This window comes from Arthrobacter celericrescens, from assembly GCF_003614925.1.
GTDB classification, from domain to species: domain Bacteria; phylum Actinomycetota; class Actinomycetes; order Actinomycetales; family Micrococcaceae; genus Arthrobacter; species Arthrobacter celericrescens.
The window spans coordinates 62,225-79,175 of the sequence record NZ_QYLP01000011.1; the positions used below are offsets into that span (position 1 = coordinate 62,225).

17 protein-coding genes and 1 riboswitch are annotated in these 16,951 nt (G+C 68.9%); of the genes, 6 read left to right on the forward strand and 11 right to left on the reverse strand.

Annotated features, from left to right (window positions below; translation table 11 throughout):
- Positions 1–5 precede the first annotated feature (5 nt).
- From D3654_RS01185 to D3654_RS01195, 3 genes are read left to right on the forward strand one after another with little or no spacing between them, the layout of a single operon-like run.
- Positions 6–1,208 carry a winged helix DNA-binding domain-containing protein gene (locus D3654_RS01185; protein ID WP_245413024.1) on the forward strand — a complete coding sequence of 401 codons (1,203 nt, stop codon included), beginning with the start codon at positions 6–8 and terminating at the stop codon, positions 1,206–1,208.
- Positions 1,209–1,266: 58 nt separating this feature from the next.
- Complete coding sequence (locus tag D3654_RS01190; RefSeq protein ID WP_120519706.1) at positions 1,267–1,677, forward strand: hypothetical protein; 411 nt, start codon at positions 1,267–1,269, stop codon at positions 1,675–1,677.
- 1 nt (position 1,678) lies between these two features.
- The gene (locus D3654_RS01195; RefSeq protein ID WP_120519707.1) at positions 1,679–1,984 is read left to right on the forward strand and encodes a DUF1905 domain-containing protein; all 306 of its coding nucleotides are present in this window, start codon (positions 1,679–1,681) and stop codon (positions 1,982–1,984) included.
- A 29-nt stretch (positions 1,985–2,013) separates the two neighbouring features.
- On the opposite strand, the gene metX is transcribed toward D3654_RS01195, so the two are convergent.
- Both metX and D3654_RS01205 read right to left on the reverse strand, forming a co-directional pair.
- Positions 2,014–3,150, reverse strand: coding sequence for a homoserine O-acetyltransferase MetX (metX, locus tag D3654_RS01200; RefSeq protein WP_120519708.1), 1,137 nt, complete (start codon positions 3,148–3,150; stop codon positions 2,014–2,016).
- Positions 3,151–3,163: 13 nt separating this feature from the next.
- A riboswitch (SAM riboswitch) is annotated at positions 3,164–3,280 on the reverse strand.
- Positions 3,281–3,389: 109 nt separating this feature from the next.
- Positions 3,390–4,706 (reverse strand): bifunctional o-acetylhomoserine/o-acetylserine sulfhydrylase, encoded by a 1,317-nt coding sequence (locus tag D3654_RS01205; protein ID WP_120519709.1) that lies wholly within the window; start codon positions 4,704–4,706, stop codon positions 3,390–3,392.
- 240 nt (positions 4,707–4,946) lie between these two features.
- On the opposite strand from D3654_RS01205, the gene D3654_RS01210 reads away from it, so the two are divergent.
- Positions 4,947–5,585 carry a VOC family protein gene (locus D3654_RS01210; RefSeq protein WP_074589062.1) on the forward strand — a complete coding sequence of 213 codons (639 nt, stop codon included), beginning with the start codon at positions 4,947–4,949 and terminating at the stop codon, positions 5,583–5,585.
- Positions 5,586–5,830: 245 nt separating this feature from the next.
- Here D3654_RS01210 and D3654_RS01215 read toward each other — a convergent pair whose 3' ends face one another.
- A complete protein-coding gene (locus D3654_RS01215; protein WP_120519710.1) occupies positions 5,831–6,595 on the reverse strand; it encodes a CPBP family intramembrane glutamic endopeptidase in 765 nt (254 codons plus the stop codon).
- A gap of 49 nt (positions 6,596–6,644) precedes the next feature.
- On the opposite strand from D3654_RS01215, the gene D3654_RS01220 reads away from it, so the two are divergent.
- The gene (locus tag D3654_RS01220) at positions 6,645–7,325 is read left to right on the forward strand and encodes a histidine phosphatase family protein (protein WP_205571697.1); all 681 of its coding nucleotides are present in this window, start codon (positions 6,645–6,647) and stop codon (positions 7,323–7,325) included.
- A gap of 28 nt (positions 7,326–7,353) precedes the next feature.
- Here the strand turns inward: D3654_RS01220 and D3654_RS01225 are convergent, their stop codons facing one another.
- The 7 genes from D3654_RS01225 to D3654_RS01255 all read right to left on the reverse strand — a co-directional run bounded on the left by D3654_RS01225 (position 7,354) and on the right by D3654_RS01255 (position 14,685).
- Positions 7,354–8,145, reverse strand: a complete 792-nt coding sequence (locus tag D3654_RS01225) for a DeoR/GlpR family DNA-binding transcription regulator (protein WP_120519712.1) — start codon at positions 8,143–8,145, stop codon at positions 7,354–7,356.
- A 23-nt stretch (positions 8,146–8,168) separates the two neighbouring features.
- On the reverse strand, positions 8,169–9,008 hold the full coding sequence (locus D3654_RS01230) for a class II fructose-bisphosphate aldolase (protein WP_205571698.1): 840 nt from the start codon (positions 9,006–9,008) through the stop codon (positions 8,169–8,171).
- Positions 9,005–9,958, reverse strand: coding sequence for a 1-phosphofructokinase family hexose kinase (locus D3654_RS01235; protein WP_120519713.1), 954 nt, complete (start codon positions 9,956–9,958; stop codon positions 9,005–9,007). Before D3654_RS01235 ends, D3654_RS01230 begins: the two co-directional genes overlap by 4 nt.
- On the reverse strand, positions 9,955–10,914 hold the full coding sequence (locus D3654_RS01240; protein WP_120519714.1) for an ROK family protein: 960 nt from the start codon (positions 10,912–10,914) through the stop codon (positions 9,955–9,957). Before D3654_RS01240 ends, D3654_RS01235 begins: the two co-directional genes overlap by 4 nt.
- 9 nt (positions 10,915–10,923) lie before the next feature.
- On the reverse strand, positions 10,924–11,841 hold the full coding sequence (locus D3654_RS01245; RefSeq protein WP_120519715.1) for an SIS domain-containing protein: 918 nt from the start codon (positions 11,839–11,841) through the stop codon (positions 10,924–10,926).
- A 263-nt stretch (positions 11,842–12,104) separates the two neighbouring features.
- Positions 12,105–13,154: a VOC family protein gene (locus D3654_RS01250; RefSeq protein ID WP_120519716.1), complete on the reverse strand. Its 1,050-nt coding sequence runs from the start codon at positions 13,152–13,154 to the stop codon at positions 12,105–12,107.
- 118 nt (positions 13,155–13,272) lie between these two features.
- A complete protein-coding gene (locus D3654_RS01255; protein WP_120519717.1) occupies positions 13,273–14,685 on the reverse strand; it encodes an aminotransferase-like domain-containing protein in 1,413 nt (470 codons plus the stop codon).
- On the opposite strand from D3654_RS01255, the gene D3654_RS01260 reads away from it, so the two are divergent.
- Positions 14,684–15,637, forward strand: coding sequence for a DMT family transporter (locus D3654_RS01260; RefSeq protein ID WP_120519718.1), 954 nt, complete (start codon positions 14,684–14,686; stop codon positions 15,635–15,637). The genes D3654_RS01255 and D3654_RS01260 overlap by 2 nt on opposite strands.
- Before the next feature lie 75 nt (positions 15,638–15,712).
- Here the strand turns inward: D3654_RS01260 and hutI are convergent, their stop codons facing one another.
- Positions 15,713–16,951, reverse strand: coding sequence for an imidazolonepropionase (gene hutI / locus D3654_RS01265; protein WP_120519719.1), 1,239 nt, complete (start codon positions 16,949–16,951; stop codon positions 15,713–15,715).

Below are 16,951 nucleotides of genomic sequence, written 5' to 3' on the forward strand. Positions count from 1 at the left end.
GCCCTGTGGACACGGACGGCAACACTGACTGGCTTGTCGGCAGCAGGCTCCGACGCCAGCAACTGCGGCCGCCCGGCGCGGCCGGCATCGAGGAGGCCCTGAAGAACCTGCTCGCCGTCCAGTCCCAGGAGTTTGCCTATGCCCGCTGGTCCCTCGCCCAGCGCTGCGCGACCGGAGCAGCCGACGACGACGGCGGGCTCGCTGCCCGGGTGGAAGACGCCGTCGCGGACGGCACAGTCCTCCGGACCCACGTGCTGCGGCCCACCTGGCATTTCGTGCACCGGGACGACCTGGACTGGCTCATGGAGCTGTCCGCTCCCCGCCTGCACCAGGGGAACAAGGGCATGTACCGGCAGACCGGCGTGGACGCGAAGGCCGCGGCCCGCAGCGCCGACATCCTGGCCGCCGCGGTTGCCGGCGGCGCCCACAAGACCCGCGAGGACCTGGCCACGGTGCTCGGGAACGCGGGCTTCCCGTCCAAGGGCCTGGGCTTCATCTACCTGCTGATGCATGCGGAAATCAACCGGGTCCTCGTCAGCGGAGCACCGGTGCGCTCCGCCGGCGGAGCCTTGAAGCAGACGTACGCCGCCTTTCCTGAACGGGCACGGCAGGATGTGTCCGCGGGGCACGGCGCCACCGGGGCGGCGCGGCGGGAGGCGTCCCTGGGGCAGCTCGCCCTGCGGTACTTCCGGAGCCGCGGGCCGGCGACGGTCAAGGATTGCGCCGCCTGGTCCGGCCTGACGATGGGCGACGTACGGGAGGGCCTGCGGCTGGCCGCTGACATCTCGCCCGGCTCCCTTGCCTCGTTCAGCCGGGACGGGATGGAGTTCCACCTCGCCGCCGAGGAGCTCGACGCCGTGGCCTCCGCCGCGTCCGGCGCCAGGTCCGGCGCCGGCGCTGCTGGTTCCCGCGGGGTGGCGCCGACGATCGACCTGATCCAGTGCTACGACGAATACGTGATGGGCTACTCGCAGACCCGGAACCACCTTGGCGGAACGGCTCCCTACTTCGCGGCGGCGGGAGCGCCCATGCATGTGGTCCTGCTGGACGGACGGCTGGCGGGGTGGTGGCGGCACGACTTTTCCGGCGGCGAATGCCTGCTCGATGCCAGGATGGACCACCCGCTGGATGCGGCCGGGCAATCCGCGCTCGAGGCCGAGGCCGCGCGGTACGGAGCCTTCCTGGAGATGCCCGCGCGGCTCGTCTGACGGGCCCGGCCCGCAGGAAAGTCCCGGGGCTAAGATTGGGGTGGAATGAGGTGCCCCCATGAACAATCTGTTCTTTTGGATTATCGTCTGCTCGTGGCTGATCCCGGTCGGGATCCGCATGTACAAGCGCTCCCAGCAGCGGCGGATCCGTAACAGCGGCTACCCGGACGGGCGTTTCCAGCAGGGCGGTTACCCGGGCAAACTCCCCGACTACATCTCGGGCCAATACCCGCCGCCGGGCCATTACCCGCCGTCGCGGGTTCCGCCGTCGAACCCGTACCCGCAGCCGTACCAAACACCGCAGCAGCACCGGTCACCCGCCGGACCGCCGCCCGTCCCCAGCCCCGCGCCGTCGGAGCCGCAAGGCTACCGGGCCCGCAAACTGGCGGAGCTGGACCGGAAGTTCAGCGACGGCAAGATCGCCATGGAGGAGTACATGAAACTCCGCCAGGAGATCATGAACGGCTGACGTGGGAGCACACTACGGGTTCCGGGCCGAGCTCTGGCTTATCCCGGAGCAGGCCGGCTGGCATTTCCTCACGCTCCCGCCGGAGCTCGCCGCGGACATCCGGGACGAGGCGGCACCGTTCCGCCGCGGCTTCGGCTCCATCAAGGTGACGGCGACCGTCGCCGGGAAGAGCTGGAGCACGTCCATCTTCCCGGACAGCAAGAGCGGCTCCTACCTCCTGCCCGTCAAGCAATCCGTGCGGGCGGCCGCGGGAATCGAGGCCGGGGACAGTGTGGACGTGGAACTGGACATCGCGGAGCCGGGATAGGACCCAGCGCTGACCATGGGCACCCGGGGCTACGCGAAGAAGGCCGCGCCCAGCTGCGGGCCGAGCTGGCCGATCTCGGTGAGGAAGCCGTCGTGGCCGATCGGGGCTTCGATGGTGTGGACTTCCACCCCGCCGGGCAAGGCGTCGGCGAGTTCGCGTGACTGTTCCGGGAAGTAGAGGCGGTCCGAGTTCACGGCAGCGACGAAGAAGTTCGCCTCCGCGAGGGAGAGGGCTTCCTTGAGGGTGCCGCGGCCGCGCGACACATCGTGGCTCATCAGGGCCTCGGTGAGGGCGACATAACTGTTGGCGTCGAAGCGTCGCACCAGCTTGTGGCCCTGGTGGTCGAGGTAGCTTTCCACCTGGTAGCGGCCGCGCTCCCCCAGCGCCGGGGCCTGCAGGGGCGATTCGTCGTCCTGGGCGTTCCGGCCGAAACGGAAGTCCAGCTCCGCGGCCGAGCGGTAGGTGATGTGCGCGATCCGGCGGGCGAGGGCCAGGCCCGCCTCGGGAGCAGCGCCGTCGTAGTAGTCGCCGCCGTTGAACGCCGGATCCTGGCGGATCGCGAGCGTCTGGGCCTGGGCGAAGGCGATCTGTTCGGCGGTGCTGTACGCGCCCACTGCGATGACTGCACAGTTCTTCACGCGGGCGGGGTAGCTGACCGCCCATTCGAGGGCGCGCGCGCCGCCCATGGAACCGCCGATCACCGCGTGCCAGCGGTCAATCCCGAGGGCGTCGGCGAGCCGGGCCTCCGCTGTGGTGGAGTCCCGCAGGGTCACCAACGGGAAGCGGGAGCCCCAGGGCTTGCCGTCCGGCGCGTTCGACGACGGCCCGGTGCTGCCGTAGCATCCGCCGACAATGTTGACGGAAACCACGAACCAGCGGTCCGTGTCGATGGTGGCGCCGGGGCCCACGAGCTGTTCCCACCAGCCCTCTTCGTCGCTTCCGCCACGGGCCACGTGGGTGCTTCCGGTGAGGGCGTGCTCGATGAGGACGGCGTTGGAGGCGTCGGCGTTAAGGGTGCCCCAGCTTTCGTAGGCAAGGAGCACATCCGGCAGGAAACCCCCTGCCTCGAGGTCCAGCGCGCCAATGGAAGCGTACTTGAGCGCGCCGTCTTCGGTGCGGCCGTTTTCGTCGTGCTTGCTGGTGACCGACGGTGCGGCAATCGTCATGGAGAACCCCTGAGCCTCGTGCTTGCCTGCCGGCAACTGTCCGGCAGGCCAGGTCTTCACCCGGGGCACCCCGCCACGGAAGGAGGGTTGCCGGCCAGCAAACCGGGGTTTAGCGCTGGCACTCGTGACCTTTGGCTTCGAGTGTAGGAAGAACCGCTCCGCCAACGCGAACAATGTGACAGCTTTGTGACGGTCCGGACCCGCCATGGCGCGGGCCCGGACGCGTCGGTCGCGGTGGTTCAGTCCTCCTTGGCGGCCCGGAAGCCGGCTTCCAGGTCGGCCAGGATGTCGTCGATGTGCTCGATGCCCACGGCAAGGCGCACCAGCCCGGGAGTCACTCCGGCCACGGCCTGCCGCTCCACGGTCAGCTGGCTGTGGGTCGTGGAGGCCGGGTGGATCACCAGGGAGCGGACATCGCCGATGTTGGCCACGTGCGAGTGCAGCTCCAGGGCGTCCACGAAGCGCTTGCCGGCCTCGAGGCCGCCCTTGATGGTGAAAGCCACCACCGCACCCGTCCCCTTTGGCCCGTACTTGCGGCCGCGTTCGAACCAGGGGCTGGACGGCAGGCCGGCATAGGCGACGGATTCGACGTCGTCCCGTCCTTCCAGCCACTGCGCCACTTTGATGGCGTTCGCCACGTGGCGTTCGACCCGGAGGCTGAGGGTTTCCAGGCCCTGGGCGATGAGGAAGGCGTTGAACGGGGAGACCGCCGAACCGAGGTCGCGCAGCAGCTGGACCCGTGCCTTGAGGATGTAGGACAGGTTGGCGCCCAGGGCACCGTCCTTGCCGAGGTCCCGCGCGTAGACCAGGCCGTTGTAGCTGGGGTCCGGGGTGTTGAAATTCGGGAAACGCTCCGGGTCCTGGCTGAAGTCGAAGGTGCCGGAATCCACGATCACGCCGGCGATCGCAGCGCCGTGGCCGCCGAGGTATTTGGTGGCGGAATGCACCACGATGTCGGCGCCCCATTCGATGGGCCGGATCAGGTACGGGGTGGACAGGGTGTTGTCAACAATCAGCGGGACGCCGGCCTCGTGGGCGACGCCGGCGACCCCCTCAATGTCGAGCACGTCCTGGCGGGGGTTGGACACCACTTCGGCGAAGAAGAGCTTGGTGTTGTCCCGGGCCGCGTCGCGCCACTGGCCCAGGTTGTCCGGATCCTCGACGAACGTCACGGAGATGCCGAACTTCTTCAGCGTGTGGGCCAGCAGGTTGTACGTTCCGCCGTACAGGCTGGGGCTGGCCACAATGTGGTCCCCGGCCTCGGCCACGTTGAGGATGGCGAAGGTTTCGGCGGCCTGCCCGGAGCTGAGCAGGAGCGCCCCGAGTCCGCCTTCGAGGCTGGCGATCCGCTGTTCGACCGCGTCCTGCGTGGGGTTTCCGATCCGCGTGTAGATCGGCGCCAGCTCCGCCAGGGCGAAGCGGTTTGCCGCACTCTCGGCACTCGGGAACACGAAGGACGTGGTCTGGTAGATCGGCAGGGCGCGGGCACCCGCGGCGGCGTCCGGCTCCTGGCCGGCATGGATCTGTCGTGTTTCGAATGACCAACCGTGCGACATTGCGGCTCCTTCTGATGCGTGTACTGGTCCGGCCGGCCAAGGCGGCGGTTCCCCCTCCAGCGTGCCGTGCGGCCAGTCTAGGAAGGCCCTCCGGCCTCGCTGAAGCATTGTGAAGAAGACAGACTTTTTCGGGCCCAAGGAGTCCTCCCGTGACCCTCCGGGACACGATTCAAGGACGTCCTACGTTACTTAGGCTTGACTAAGCTGAGAGGTCCATCACAAAGTGCCAAGATGAGTGTCATGCGCATGGATCACGTCTCTTACGCTTGTGAACAGGATGGCCTGATGGCCACCACAGAGCGGATTTCCGCAGCTTTGGGAGTGGATGCGGTCCGCGGCGGAGTGCACCCGCGCTTCGGTACGCGGAACATGATCATTCCGCTCGCAGACCACAAATACCTGGAAGTTGTGGAGGTCCTGGACCACCCCGCGTCGGACAAGGCGCCGTTCGGACAGGCTGTCCGGGCACGCTCCGCCACCGGCGGTGGATGGATGGGATGGTGCGTCGCCGTCGACGACCTGTCCCCCTTCGAAGAACGACTGGGCCGCTCCGCGGTTCCCGGCAACCGCAAGTTCCCTGACGGCCGGGAACTTGTCTGGCAGCAGATCGGCATCCTCGGCCTGATTGCGGATCCGCAGGTCCCGTACCTGCTCCGCTGGGAAGGCGATCCCTCCCTGCACCCATCCCTCGTCTACGCGAGCGACGTCAAGATGTCCAGCCTCACCATCGCCGGGTCGGCTGCCCGCGTGACGGAGTGGCTGGGCGAACCCGTGGAAAAGCCGCTCGAGGACGTCGCTGTCCAGTGGGTCGCTCCGCACGGTGTCCCGGGCATCATGTCCGTCACCTTTGAAACAGCCAACGGGGCCGTCACCATCTGACCCCTTCCGGGGTGCCGCCGCCCGGCGGCGCCCCGGCCCAAAGCTTCGGCCGCCATCGGCAGGTGCCAATGACGTCACCCAGCGACGGCGGCCGAACCCCTTTAAGCGGTGCCGGCGCGAAGCCGGATTGTGGCTCGGCCTGTGGTGGCCGAGTGTTCCGCCGAATTCGCGGGAGAGCTGCGGAGTCGCTGGAACGTTCCGGCGACTCCGCAGCTCTCCGGCGATCCGGGACAACTCCGGTCCGCTCAGCCCAGCCCGACCGCCTTGCCGAAGAGGCTGAAGCCGACGAAGGCCACGATGTCCAGCAGGGCGTGGGCCACCACCAGCGGCATCACCCGCCTGGTGCGGCTGTAGAGCCAGGCGAAAACCAGGCCCATCACGGCGTTCCCGATGAACGGGCCGAAGCCCTGGTAGAGGTGGTAGCTGCCGCGCAGCAGGGCGCTCAGGCCGATGGCCAGCGGCATGCTCCAGCCGAATTTGCCGAAGCGGTCCAGCAGGTAGCCCACCACGATCACTTCCTCGACGATCGCGTGCCGCACCGCCGAGAGGATCAGCACCGGCACCGTCCACCAGTAGGCGTCGAGCGCGCTGGGGATGATCGCCGTCGTGATCCCCATGGCACGGCCCGCGGCGTAAAGCCCCAACGAGGGGATTCCGATGAGGGCCGCCAGGCCCACGCCCTGGAGCAGGTCCCGGCCCGGCCGCGACAGCGTGAAGCCAAGGCGCTGGAAGCCGGACTCGTGCTCGGACGCCCCACGATGCAGCGAGAGGAAATAGAACACCAGCACCACCGGCACCAGTGCGAAGACGATGTCCAGCAGCTGGTAGGTGAGGTCGAAGTATTCGCGGCTGTTCCGGGAGGCGTTCAGGGTGGAGGTTCCCTGAGCCAGCGGGGCCCGGCTCATCTTGTCCAGCAGCTGCACCACCGAGTACACCGCGGACTGGCCCAGGGACAGTCCCAGGACGATGAGGACTTCGGCGCGCAGGCGGCGCCTGGAGGCAACGAGCATGGTCCTATCTTGCCTTCATTTCCCTGGGTGTTTGCCTATGCTTGGTGGGATGAGCGCGCCAGCACGTATCTTCATGGTCCGGCACGGCCAGTCGGCTGCCAATGTGGACACCTCGATCTACAACCGCGTGCCGGACTACCGGATTCCGTTGACCGAACTCGGGCTGGAGCAGGCCCGGCGCACCGGGGAGGCACTGCGCCGGAAGCTCGACGGCGAGCAGCTGTGCGTGTACGTCTCGCCCTACCTGCGGGCGTACCAGACCCTCGAGGCCCTGCAGCTGGACGGTCTGACCGAGCGGGTGATCGAGGAGCCGCGGCTACGCGAGCAGGACTGGGCCAACTTCCAGATCGCCGGCGAAATCGAGGACCAGAAGGAACTGCGGAACCTGTACGGTCACTTCTTCTACCGGTTCCGGGAAGGCGAGTCCGGCTCCGATGTGTACGACCGCGTCTCATCCTTCATGGAAACCCTGTACCGGCACTGGGAGAAGCCGGACTACGCACCGAACACCCTGCTGGTGACGCACGGGCTGACCATGCGCTTATTCTGCATGCGCTGGTTCCACTGGTCCGTTGAATACTTCGAGTCGCTCAACAACCCGGGCAACGCAGAACTGCGGACCCTGGTCAGGAACGACGCCGGCAAGTACGACCTGGACACCCCGTTCAGCCAGTGGGTGGAACGGCGGGTGGACGAAACCGTGCTGGACGCCCCGCCGGTGGTTTTCTAGCGGCGGTCCGATTCAGCGCGGGTCCGCCTCAGTCCAGTTCGGCGACCGTCACTTCGGTTCCCGCCGCTTCGAAGGCGGCCTTGTCCGCGGCCTTGATGCCGCTGTCCGTGATGAGCCGCTTGAACTCGTAGCCGGCCATGGTGGCGAAGGACCGCTTGCCGATCTTGCTGGAGTCCGCCAGGACGTACGACGCGGTGGCGCGCCGCGCCATGGCGGAGTTCACCATGGCTTCGCCTTCGTCGGTGATGGTCGGCCCGATCTTCGGATCCACGCCGTTGACGCCGATGAAGGCGATGTCCAGGGCGACCTTCTGCATGATCACGTCCGTGTAGGGCCCCACCAGCTCGTAGGAGCGGGGGTTCAGGATGCCGCCGGTGACCATGATCTTGATGTTGGGGCGCACCGCGAGCTGGGCGGCGATGTTGATGGCGTTGGTGACGACCGTCAGCATCGGCCGGTTGGAGGGCGCGTTCAGGTCCTCGCGGGTAGAGAGCACCTGTGCCAGGGCCGTGCTGGTGGTGCCGCCGCTCAGGCCGACGACGGCGCCCGGTGCGATCAGTTCCGAAGCGGCCAGGGCGATCCGCTGCTTGGCCTCGGCATGGTCGTCGCGGTTGTACCGGCCGGGCAGGTCGTACGCCACGGCGCCCTTGGTGGCGCCGCCTCGCGTGCGGCTGAGCAGCCGCTGCTTGGCCAGGCTGTCCAGGTCGCGCCGGGCGGTGGCCGGGGAAACCCCCAGGCGGGTCACGATGTCCTCGACTTCGACATGCCCTGACTCGGCGAGGAGATCAAGGATGGCTGTCAGCCGATCTGTACGGGTCATCACGAACCTTCCGGAGGCGGTTTCTAGTTCACTTTCGCGAACAACGTCAGCAAGCGGGCGGTTTCCACCACCAGGGCGTCACGGCCCGCCGCGATGTACTTGCGGGAATCCACCACCGTGGGATTGGCGTCCAGGTACTCCCGGACAGCGCGCGTGAAGAACCCGTTCAGGTGGGTGGATACGTTGATCTTAGTCATACCGGCCCGGATCGCCGCCACTAGTGTCTCGTCTGCTACGCCGGAAGAACCGTGCAGCACGAGTGGCAGCTGGACCGCGTCCTTGAGCCGGGTGATCAGTTCCAGGTCCAGCTGGGCATTGCGCTCGGTCATGGCATGCGAGGAGCCGACGGCGACCGCCAGCGCATCGACGCCGGTGGCCGCCACGAAGTCGCGGGCTTCGCCGGGATCCGTCCGCACGCCCGGTGCGTGCGCCCCGTCCTTGCCGCCCACTTTGCCCAGTTCGGCCTCGACATGGACGCCGCGCTCATGGGCGTAGGCGGCCACCCGGCGCGTTGCTTCGACGTTGTCCGCGTAGGGAAGGTGCGCGCCGTCGTACATCACCGAGCCGAAGCCCAGGTCCACGGCCTGCAGGGCGAGCTCCTCGGATTCGGCGTGGTCCAGGTGCAGGGCCACCGGAACCGAGGCATCGCGGGCAATGGCCAGGGCGCCGCGGGCGAGCGGCTCCAGGCCGCCGTGGAACCTGGCGCAGTTCTCTGAAATCTGCAGGATCAGCGGCACGCCGGCCGCTTCCGCGCCGGCCACGAGGCCCTCGGCGGTTTCGAGGTGGATGATGTTGAACGCGCCCTGGCCGATGCCGGCCGCGGCGGCCGCGTCCATCAATTCCCGGGTGTTGACCAGGCTCACCGATTGTCCTCCCAGCTGATGATGAGTTGTTCTTCGAGTTCCGTGTAGCGGGGCGAGATTTCCCCGGCGGCCGGCATCAGGACGGCGGCGGCGGACCACGCGGTGGCGCGGCGGAGGATCTCCCTTGTGTCGGTGATCCCGGCGGCCAAGGCCGTGGCGGCCGCGGCGACGGCGGCGTCCCCCGCGCCGGTCGGGTTGCCGCTGAGGGCTTCGGGCAGCCTCGCCCGCCAGTACCCGTCCGGGGTGGCGTGGCTGAAGGCGAGCATGCCGTCGGCTCCCGCGCTGACGAGCACGGTTTTCGCGCCGAGGCCGATCAGCTTCCAGGCAGCTGCCTCCAGGTCCCGGTCCCCCGTGGCTTCTTCGAGTTCGTGGTGGTTGGGTTTGAGCAGGTCGGCCCCGGCTTCGGCTGCGGCGAGGATCCCGGAACCGGAGGTGTCCACGATCGCCGGGATCCCGGCGTCGTGCGCCAAACGCACTAAAGCCGGATAGAAGTCAGCAGGGGCGCCCGGCGGCAGGCTGCCGGACGCGGCCAGGACGCCCGGGGCGTCCTCTCCCTGTGCCGAAAGGGCGTCGACGACGGCGGCGGCCAGCGCCTGCCATTCGCCGGCCAGGAGGGGGCTGCCTTCCTCGTTGAAGATGGACGTCTCCCCGCCCACCGTGTCGACCAGGGCGATGCTGCGGCGGGTCGGGCCGACGACGGGAACCAGGGCGTGGGGAACACCGCTGGCGTCCAGTTCGGCGGCGAACTCGGCACCGGAACTGCCGCCGCACGGGGCGAGGGCGAGCACCGGATGGCCCAGCTGGTGCGCCACCCTGGCCACATTCAGTCCCTTGCCGCCGGCGCGGCTGAGCGGCGCCGGCACCCGGTGGCTGGCGCCGGGGTGGATGCCCGCCACGCGGTAGCTCATATCCACGGCCGGGTTCGGGGTGACGGTGACGATGCGCTTCATGCGGCACCGTCCGTACCGGCGGGAGTCCCGGCGTCGGGGGTTTCCGCAAGCAGGGCCCGCGCGTTCAACGCCGCGCCCAGCAGTCCGGCATCCTGGCCGAGCTGGGCCCGCAGGATCACGGGTCGGCGGTGGAAGTCGAGCATGCTGTCCACCCGTTTGCGCAGCGGTTCGAGCAGTTCCTCGCCGGCCTCGGCCAGGCCGCCGCCGATCACGACGGCCTCGGTGCCGATGATGCTGACGCACTGGCAGATGCTGAAGGCGAGCGCGTCCACGGCGTCGGCCCAGATCCGGGCGGCCAGTTCCTCGCCGGTGCGGGCGCGTTCCAGGACGTCGCGGGCGCCGGCAACCGGGGTCCCGGAGTGGGCGGTGTACCGTTTGGCCACGGCCCCGGCGGAGCCAACAGCTTCCAGGATGGTGGTGCCGTTGCCGTCGGGATCGGGGACCTGGGCGTGGCCGAGTTCGCCGGCGAAGCCGCCGGCGCTGACGGCCTTGCCGCCGGAGAAGACAGCGGCGGCGATTCCGGTGCCCACCACCATCACCACGACGTCGTCGAACTCGCGCGAGCCGCCGTAGTGGTGTTCCACCGCGGCGGCCGAGCGGACATCGTGGTCGAAGGCCACCGGCACGCCCAGCCGTCGTTCGGCCTCGGCAGTGAAGGGGTAGTTCCGCCAGCCGAGGTTGGCCGAGTAGAGGCCCACCCCGGATTCCGGGTCCACGATTCCGGGCACGATCACCCCGGCGGCGCGGACCGGGTGTGCGGGGAATTCGGCTTCGAGCTCGCGAGCCAGTTCGGCCACCCGGTCCAGGATGGCGTCGGCGGGCCGGTGGGGATCCCGCGGCGTGCTGACCCGGCGCAGGCCCAGGACGTTTCCCTGGGCGTCGACGAGACCCACCTTCATGTCCGTGCCGCCGACGTCGAAGGCAAGTACCGCCGCTCCAGCTGCTCCGAGAACCATCGCGGCGTCCTAGGCGGTGGTGTCGAGGATGACCGAGCGGGTGAGGTTGCGCGGCAGGTCCGGATTCAGCCCGCGGGCGCGGGCGCGTTCCAGGGTGACGCGGTGGACCCGGGCAAGTTCGGCGAGGGGGTGCTTTCCGGTGTTGATGTACAGGGCGCCGGTGGCTTCCATGTTGGCGTCCAGTCCTTCGGGCTGTTCACCGAAGAGCCACGTGACGCGTCCCGGTGCGGCGATGGAGATGGGCCCGTGCCGGTATTCCATGGCCGGGTAGGACTCGGTCCAGCCCTGTACGGCTTCGCGCATCTTCAGGCCGGCTTCGTGGGCCAGGCCGATGGTCCAGCCGGTGCCGAGGAAGGTGAACTGCTCGGCGTCCACGAGTTCCCGGGATACGGGCTCGGTGACCGCCGGGCGGGCCTGCTCGACGGCGTCGCCGAGGTCGATGCCCAGGCTGCTGAGCAGGTAGACCAGGGCGGTGGTGGCGAAGCGGGTCTGGACGACGGACTTTTCGTCCGCGTACGGCAGCCCGACGACGGCGTCCGCCAGCGTCGCCACGGGCGAGTCCACGTCGCCGATCAGCGCAATGGTGCGGACCTTGCCGCGCAACGCCTCCAGCAGCTCAATCACCTCGGTGGTGGTGCCGGAGCGGGTGATGGCAATGACGGCGTCGTACTGGCGGCCGGCGCTGTTGTGGTTCAGGAAGGCTCCGGACGCGGCGAACGCGTCGGTGACGCCCTTGCCGGCGGCCTCACGCGCGGCGGCGTAGCTCTGCGCCATGAACCAGGAGGTTCCGCAGCCGACGACGGCGACCCGCTCGCCATCCGCGGGCAGGACCTGTTCCGCCTTGGCCTGGGCGATGGCCTGGAGCCAGACATCCGGCTGCGAAACCAGCTCTTCTTCCATGTAGGCACCAAGGGCAGCGTTGCTCATCGGACGCACCGTTCCTGTCTGCGCTTCACGACGCGCATTTGACGTTTTTTGATCTATTAAAACACTAATCGATCAACTTCAATCGCACAAGGAGGGCGCGTGAGGTGCGGCACCTGGGCGCCGCCACTCGGTGTCAAAACGGTTTTCGCGTCGCCCAAGCTACTTCTCGCCCTAAGAGGAGACTTTTTGCTCAGCTCTCGTCATCTGGAGTTCACGCGGTGAGGAGTTCAAGAGCGAGGTCCGGCCAGCAGGGCCGTCAAACACTACTCATGTACCGGAGGGACGATCGTTGCGCCGGTCACGTACTCCATGGCCCGCACGAATTCCGGCCGTGCGGCACGTTCGTAGGCTTCTTCCTCGGTCAGTTCGGCGACGCGGCACTGGATCCACCAGAGATTTCCGAAGGGATCACGGACCCGGCCAACCCGGTCTCCCCAGAACAGCTCCGTCATGTTGGTCACCGCAGTAGCACCGGCGGCGAGGGCCGCAGCGAAGGTCGCATCGCCGTCGTCGACGTAGAGCCGCAGGAAAGCAGGGGTTTCGGGCCAATCCGGACGCGAGTCGAACGCCAGGACATTGGAATCGCCGATTCGCGCTTCCGCGTGGCCGATCGACCCGTCGTCCATCGGAACCCGGAAAGCCTCGTGCGCGCCGAAGGCCGCCGTCATGAAATCCAGCAAGCCAGCGGTGTCCCGCGTAATGATCCAAGGTTCCACCGAACGGTAGCCCTCAGGGACCGCCCTGACACCGTTCGCCCGCGGCTTGGCAGCCATGTTAAGAACCAGTTCGGGCACAGGCACGCTACCGGATGCACGCCCTGTCATGTGGCTGTTGAGGGAATCAATGGCGTACTCCATGCCGGCCAGATAACCGGGCTGGGCCCATCGGCTGGCGGCTTCCTCCTCGCTCACATCCTCCATGTGGGACATGACCCACCAGAGGTTGCCCAGGGGATCCTGGACGCGGCACCCGCGATCGCCCCAGGCGCTGTTGTCCATCTCCGACACCACAACGGCACCCGCGGCGACGGACGCGGCAAGGGCGGCATCGGCGTCGTCGACGTACACGCGGAGGAAGGCGGGCGTCGCGGGCCAATCGGGACGGGAGTCGAAAGCCAGGACCACCGAGTCGCCGATTCTGGCTTCGGCGTGGCCGATGGTGCCGTCTTCCCCAACGAGGCGGTCAATCTCCCGTGCGCCGAACGCCTGGGTGATGAATGCCAGCAAGGCCCCCGTGTCCCGCGAAATAATCCACGGGCTGACGCTGGAGTAACCCTCGGGAACAGTCTTGATCGTGGGGTCTGCCGCCGTCATGTCCTCTTCCTCTGCTTGCCTTGTTCTGATGTGCCAAGGCTACGAGCAGCACAGGCCATTTCCTACCAGCGATGGCGGGCAATCCACGCATGAACGGCCGGCTATTGCCGCTTTTTTCCTAGCTTCCGGCTTGTTCGAGGGCCTGCCCGATGAGCCGCGTTCCTTCCCGGAAGGCGCCGGGGTTCGGCCCCGCGTAGTTGAGCCGGATGAACGGGCCGGCGGGCTCCGCCGGGAACCATTCATTGCCCGGGGCGATCAGGACCCCGGCGGCCTCGCAGGAGCGGGCGAGCTGGTCCACGTCGGTCCCGTCCGGAAGCCGGACCCACAGGTTCAGCCCGCCCTTCGGCAGCAGTCCGAGGTGGGCCTGCGGGACGTGCTCGCGCAAGCTGGTGGCGAGCAGGTCGCGGCGGGCCTGGAGCTGGTGGCGGAGTCCGCGCAGGTGGGTCTGCCAGCCGGGCTGCGTCACGACGTCGAGCGCTGCCGCCTGCAGCAGCCCGCTCACGTACATCGATTCGGCGCCCTGGGCGGCCAGGATCCGCTCGCGCGCCGGTCCGCGGGCGACGACGGCCCCCACCCTGATCGCCGGGGACACGCTTTTCGTCAACGAGCGGAGGTAGACGACGTGGCCGGAATCGTCCCGGGAGGCGAGCGGCTCGGGGTCGGAGGTGATGCCGAAGTCGTGGGCCCAGTCGTCCTCGACCAGGAAGGCACCATTCCGCCGCACCACCTCCAGCACCTCCTCCGCACGCCGCGCGGACCATTGCGCCCCGCTCGGGTTGGCGTAGTTCGGCTGCGCATAGAACACCCGCGCCCCGCTCTCCCGGAAGGCACGCTGCAGTTCCTCGGGGTCAGGCCCCTCGGGACTGCTCGGCACCGGAACCACGCGGACGCCCGCCTGTGCCGCTGCAAGGATGGCCCCCCAGTACGACGGCGACTCCATCAGCAGCGGCTGCCCGCCGGACACCAGGGCCCGGAAAACGGAGCTGAGGCCGCTCTGGGTCCCCGGCAGCACAATCACGTCCGAGGGTGTGGGCGGATTGATGCCAAGGGGTGTTGACGAGCGCAGCTCCTGCGCGAACCACGACTGCAGCTCCGGCAGCCCGGCCGCCGGCGGGCGGAACAGGGCGGCGTCGCCCCTGGACGCCCTGGTGAGTGCGGCACGGACCAGCCGCTCCGGCAAAAGCTCCCTGTCCGGGTATCCCGAATGGAACGCGATCACGTCGTTGGGTGCGCTGCGCATGGCCGCCGACAGCGGCCGAAGGTGGGCCGGCGGCGTACCAAGGGCCGCCGTCTGCCAGCCGTAGTCCGCGGGCCGTGCCGTCCGGACAGCCCGCACAAAGGTGCCCACTCCGGGCCGGCTTTCGATCAGGCCCTGCGTGGCCAGGGTCCGCAGCACCTTCTGCACCGTCACCGGACTGGCCTGGTACTCGGCCACCAAGGACCTGGTGGACGGCAGCCGGGATCCCGGAGGCACCGCGGAGATCCATTCCCGGAGGCGTGCGGCGATCCGCGAACTGCTATCGTTGTTCATGAGAGACAATAGTAGCGCTACTATAATTTCCACCCAAGCGGTATCCATCCAGGACAGCCCGGAGCAACCCAAGGAACGCCGCCCGGCGTCGGGGCTGTGGTGGGGGCTGCTCGGAGTGGCGGCCTTCTCCTTCACCGTTCCCTTCACGAAGGTGGCCGTCGGAGGGCTGCCGCCGCTGTTCATCGCCTCCGGCCGGGCGGTCGTGGCAGCGCTCCTCGCGGCCTTCGCCCTGGCACTCACCCGGCAACGGCTCCCCCGCGGCGCGCAATGGGCGCGCCTGGCAGTGGTGGCGGGCGGCGTCGTCGTCGGCTTTCCGTTCCTCACGAGCTTCGCGCTGACTACCGCACCGGCGGGCCACAGCGCGGTGGTGATCGCGCTGCTTCCCGCCGCCACGGCCATGACGGCGGTGCTTCGCGGCAGGGAACGTCCGCCGCGGTCCTTCTGGATCGCGAGCGGTGCGGGCGCCGCGGCGGCGATCGGCTTCACGTCCCTGCAGTCGGGCGGCTTCACCGCCCTGCACTGGACGGACCTGCTGCTTTTCGGCGCTGTGGCAACGTGCGCGGTCGGCTATGCGGAAGGCGGCCTGCTGGCCCGCGAACTCGGTGCCTGGCAGACCATCTCCTGGGCCCTTGTGCTGGTGTCGCCCTTGATGGCGGTGCTGGCAATCCTCCCTGCCACCCAGCAAGGACTGTCCGCCACGCCCGCGCAGTGGGCCGCCTTTGCATACCTCGGCGTCGTCAGCATGTTCCTGGGCTTCTTCGCCTGGTACCGCGGCCTGGCCGTCGGGCCCATGGCACGGGTCAGCCAGGTCCAGCTGGTCCAGCCGGTCATGACCATCGGCTGGGCAAGCCTCCTGCTGGGCGAGCGGCTGGACTGGACCACGGTTGCCGGTGGCCTGGCAGTGGTCCTGTGTGCCGGCGCCGCGGTCCGAGCGCGGTCCAGCCGCTCTTAGGACCAACGCGGGGTCACTTACGGCCCGTCCGAGCGATCGGAATGGGCCGTAAGTGACCCCGCGTTGCGGAAAAACTCAAACTGCGCGCACGCCGGCACGCCAAACGGCGTGCGTCATCGGGATGCCGGGCCGGTAGGCCAGATGGGTGGCGGACGGCGCCTTCAGCATGTGCAGGTCCGCGCGGTGCCCGACGGCGATCGAGCCCACCGCGCGTTCGCCGTCGGCGTCCTTGCCGGATTCGCGGCCCAGGGCCAGGGCGCCGCCGTAGGTGGCGGCCCGGACGGCTTCGTGGACGCTCAGGCGCATCTGCAGCACCGCCGTGGTAACGCAGAAAGCCATGGAGCTGGTGTAGGAAGTGCCCGGGTTGCAGTTGGCGGCGAGCGCGATCTGGACGCCGGCGTCGATCAGTTCGCGGCCCGGGGCGAGCGGCTGGCGGGTGGAGAGGTCGCAGGCGGGCAGGCAGGTGGCCACGGTGCCGCGGATGCCGGTGCCGCTGGCGGCGTCCCAGCCGGACCAGGTGCCGGCGAGCGCCTGGATGTCCGCCTCGGAGAGGTAGTTCACGTGGTCCACGCTGGCTGCGCCGAATTCCACGGCGAGCTGCACGCCCGGGCCTTCGCCGAGCTGGTTGCCGTGGACGCGCAAGCCGAGCCCGGCGTTGCGGGCGGCGGTGAGGACGCGGCGGGACTGGTCTTCGGTGAAGGCGCCGCGTTCGCAGAAGACGTCGGCCCAGCGCACGTGCGGGAGCACGGCGTCGAGCATGGGACCGCAGACCAGGTCCGTGTATTCCTCGGGGTCGATCCCTGCCGGGACCAGGTGGGCGCCGAGGTAGGTGACTTCGTCCACGGTCGCGGCGGCGATCCGGGCGCTGCGGGCCTCGTTCTCCACGTCCAGGCCGTAGCCGGTCTTGCTCTCGAGGTAGGTGGTGCCCTGCGAGACGGCCTCGGCCACGCGCTCGGCGGTGAGCCGGGTCAGTTCCTCTTCACCGGCAGCGCGGGTGGCGCCCATGGTGACGGCGATGCCGCCGGCACTATAGCTCTCCCCCGCCATGCGGGCTTCGAACTCGGCGGTGCGGTCGCCGGCGAAGACCAGGTGCGAGTGCGAGTCCACCCAGCCAGGCAGCACGGCGCGGCCTTCGGCGTCGACGGCGGCGTCAGCGGCGGGTGCCTGCGACGCCGGGCCGATCCAGGAAATCCGTTCGCCCTCGATCACGACGGCGGCATCCCGCAGGACGCGGTGCTCGCCGTCCTGGGTCATCAGTTCGCCGATGTTATGGATCAGTGTGCTTGCGTGCCCGCTCGTGAACCCCGTAGTCAT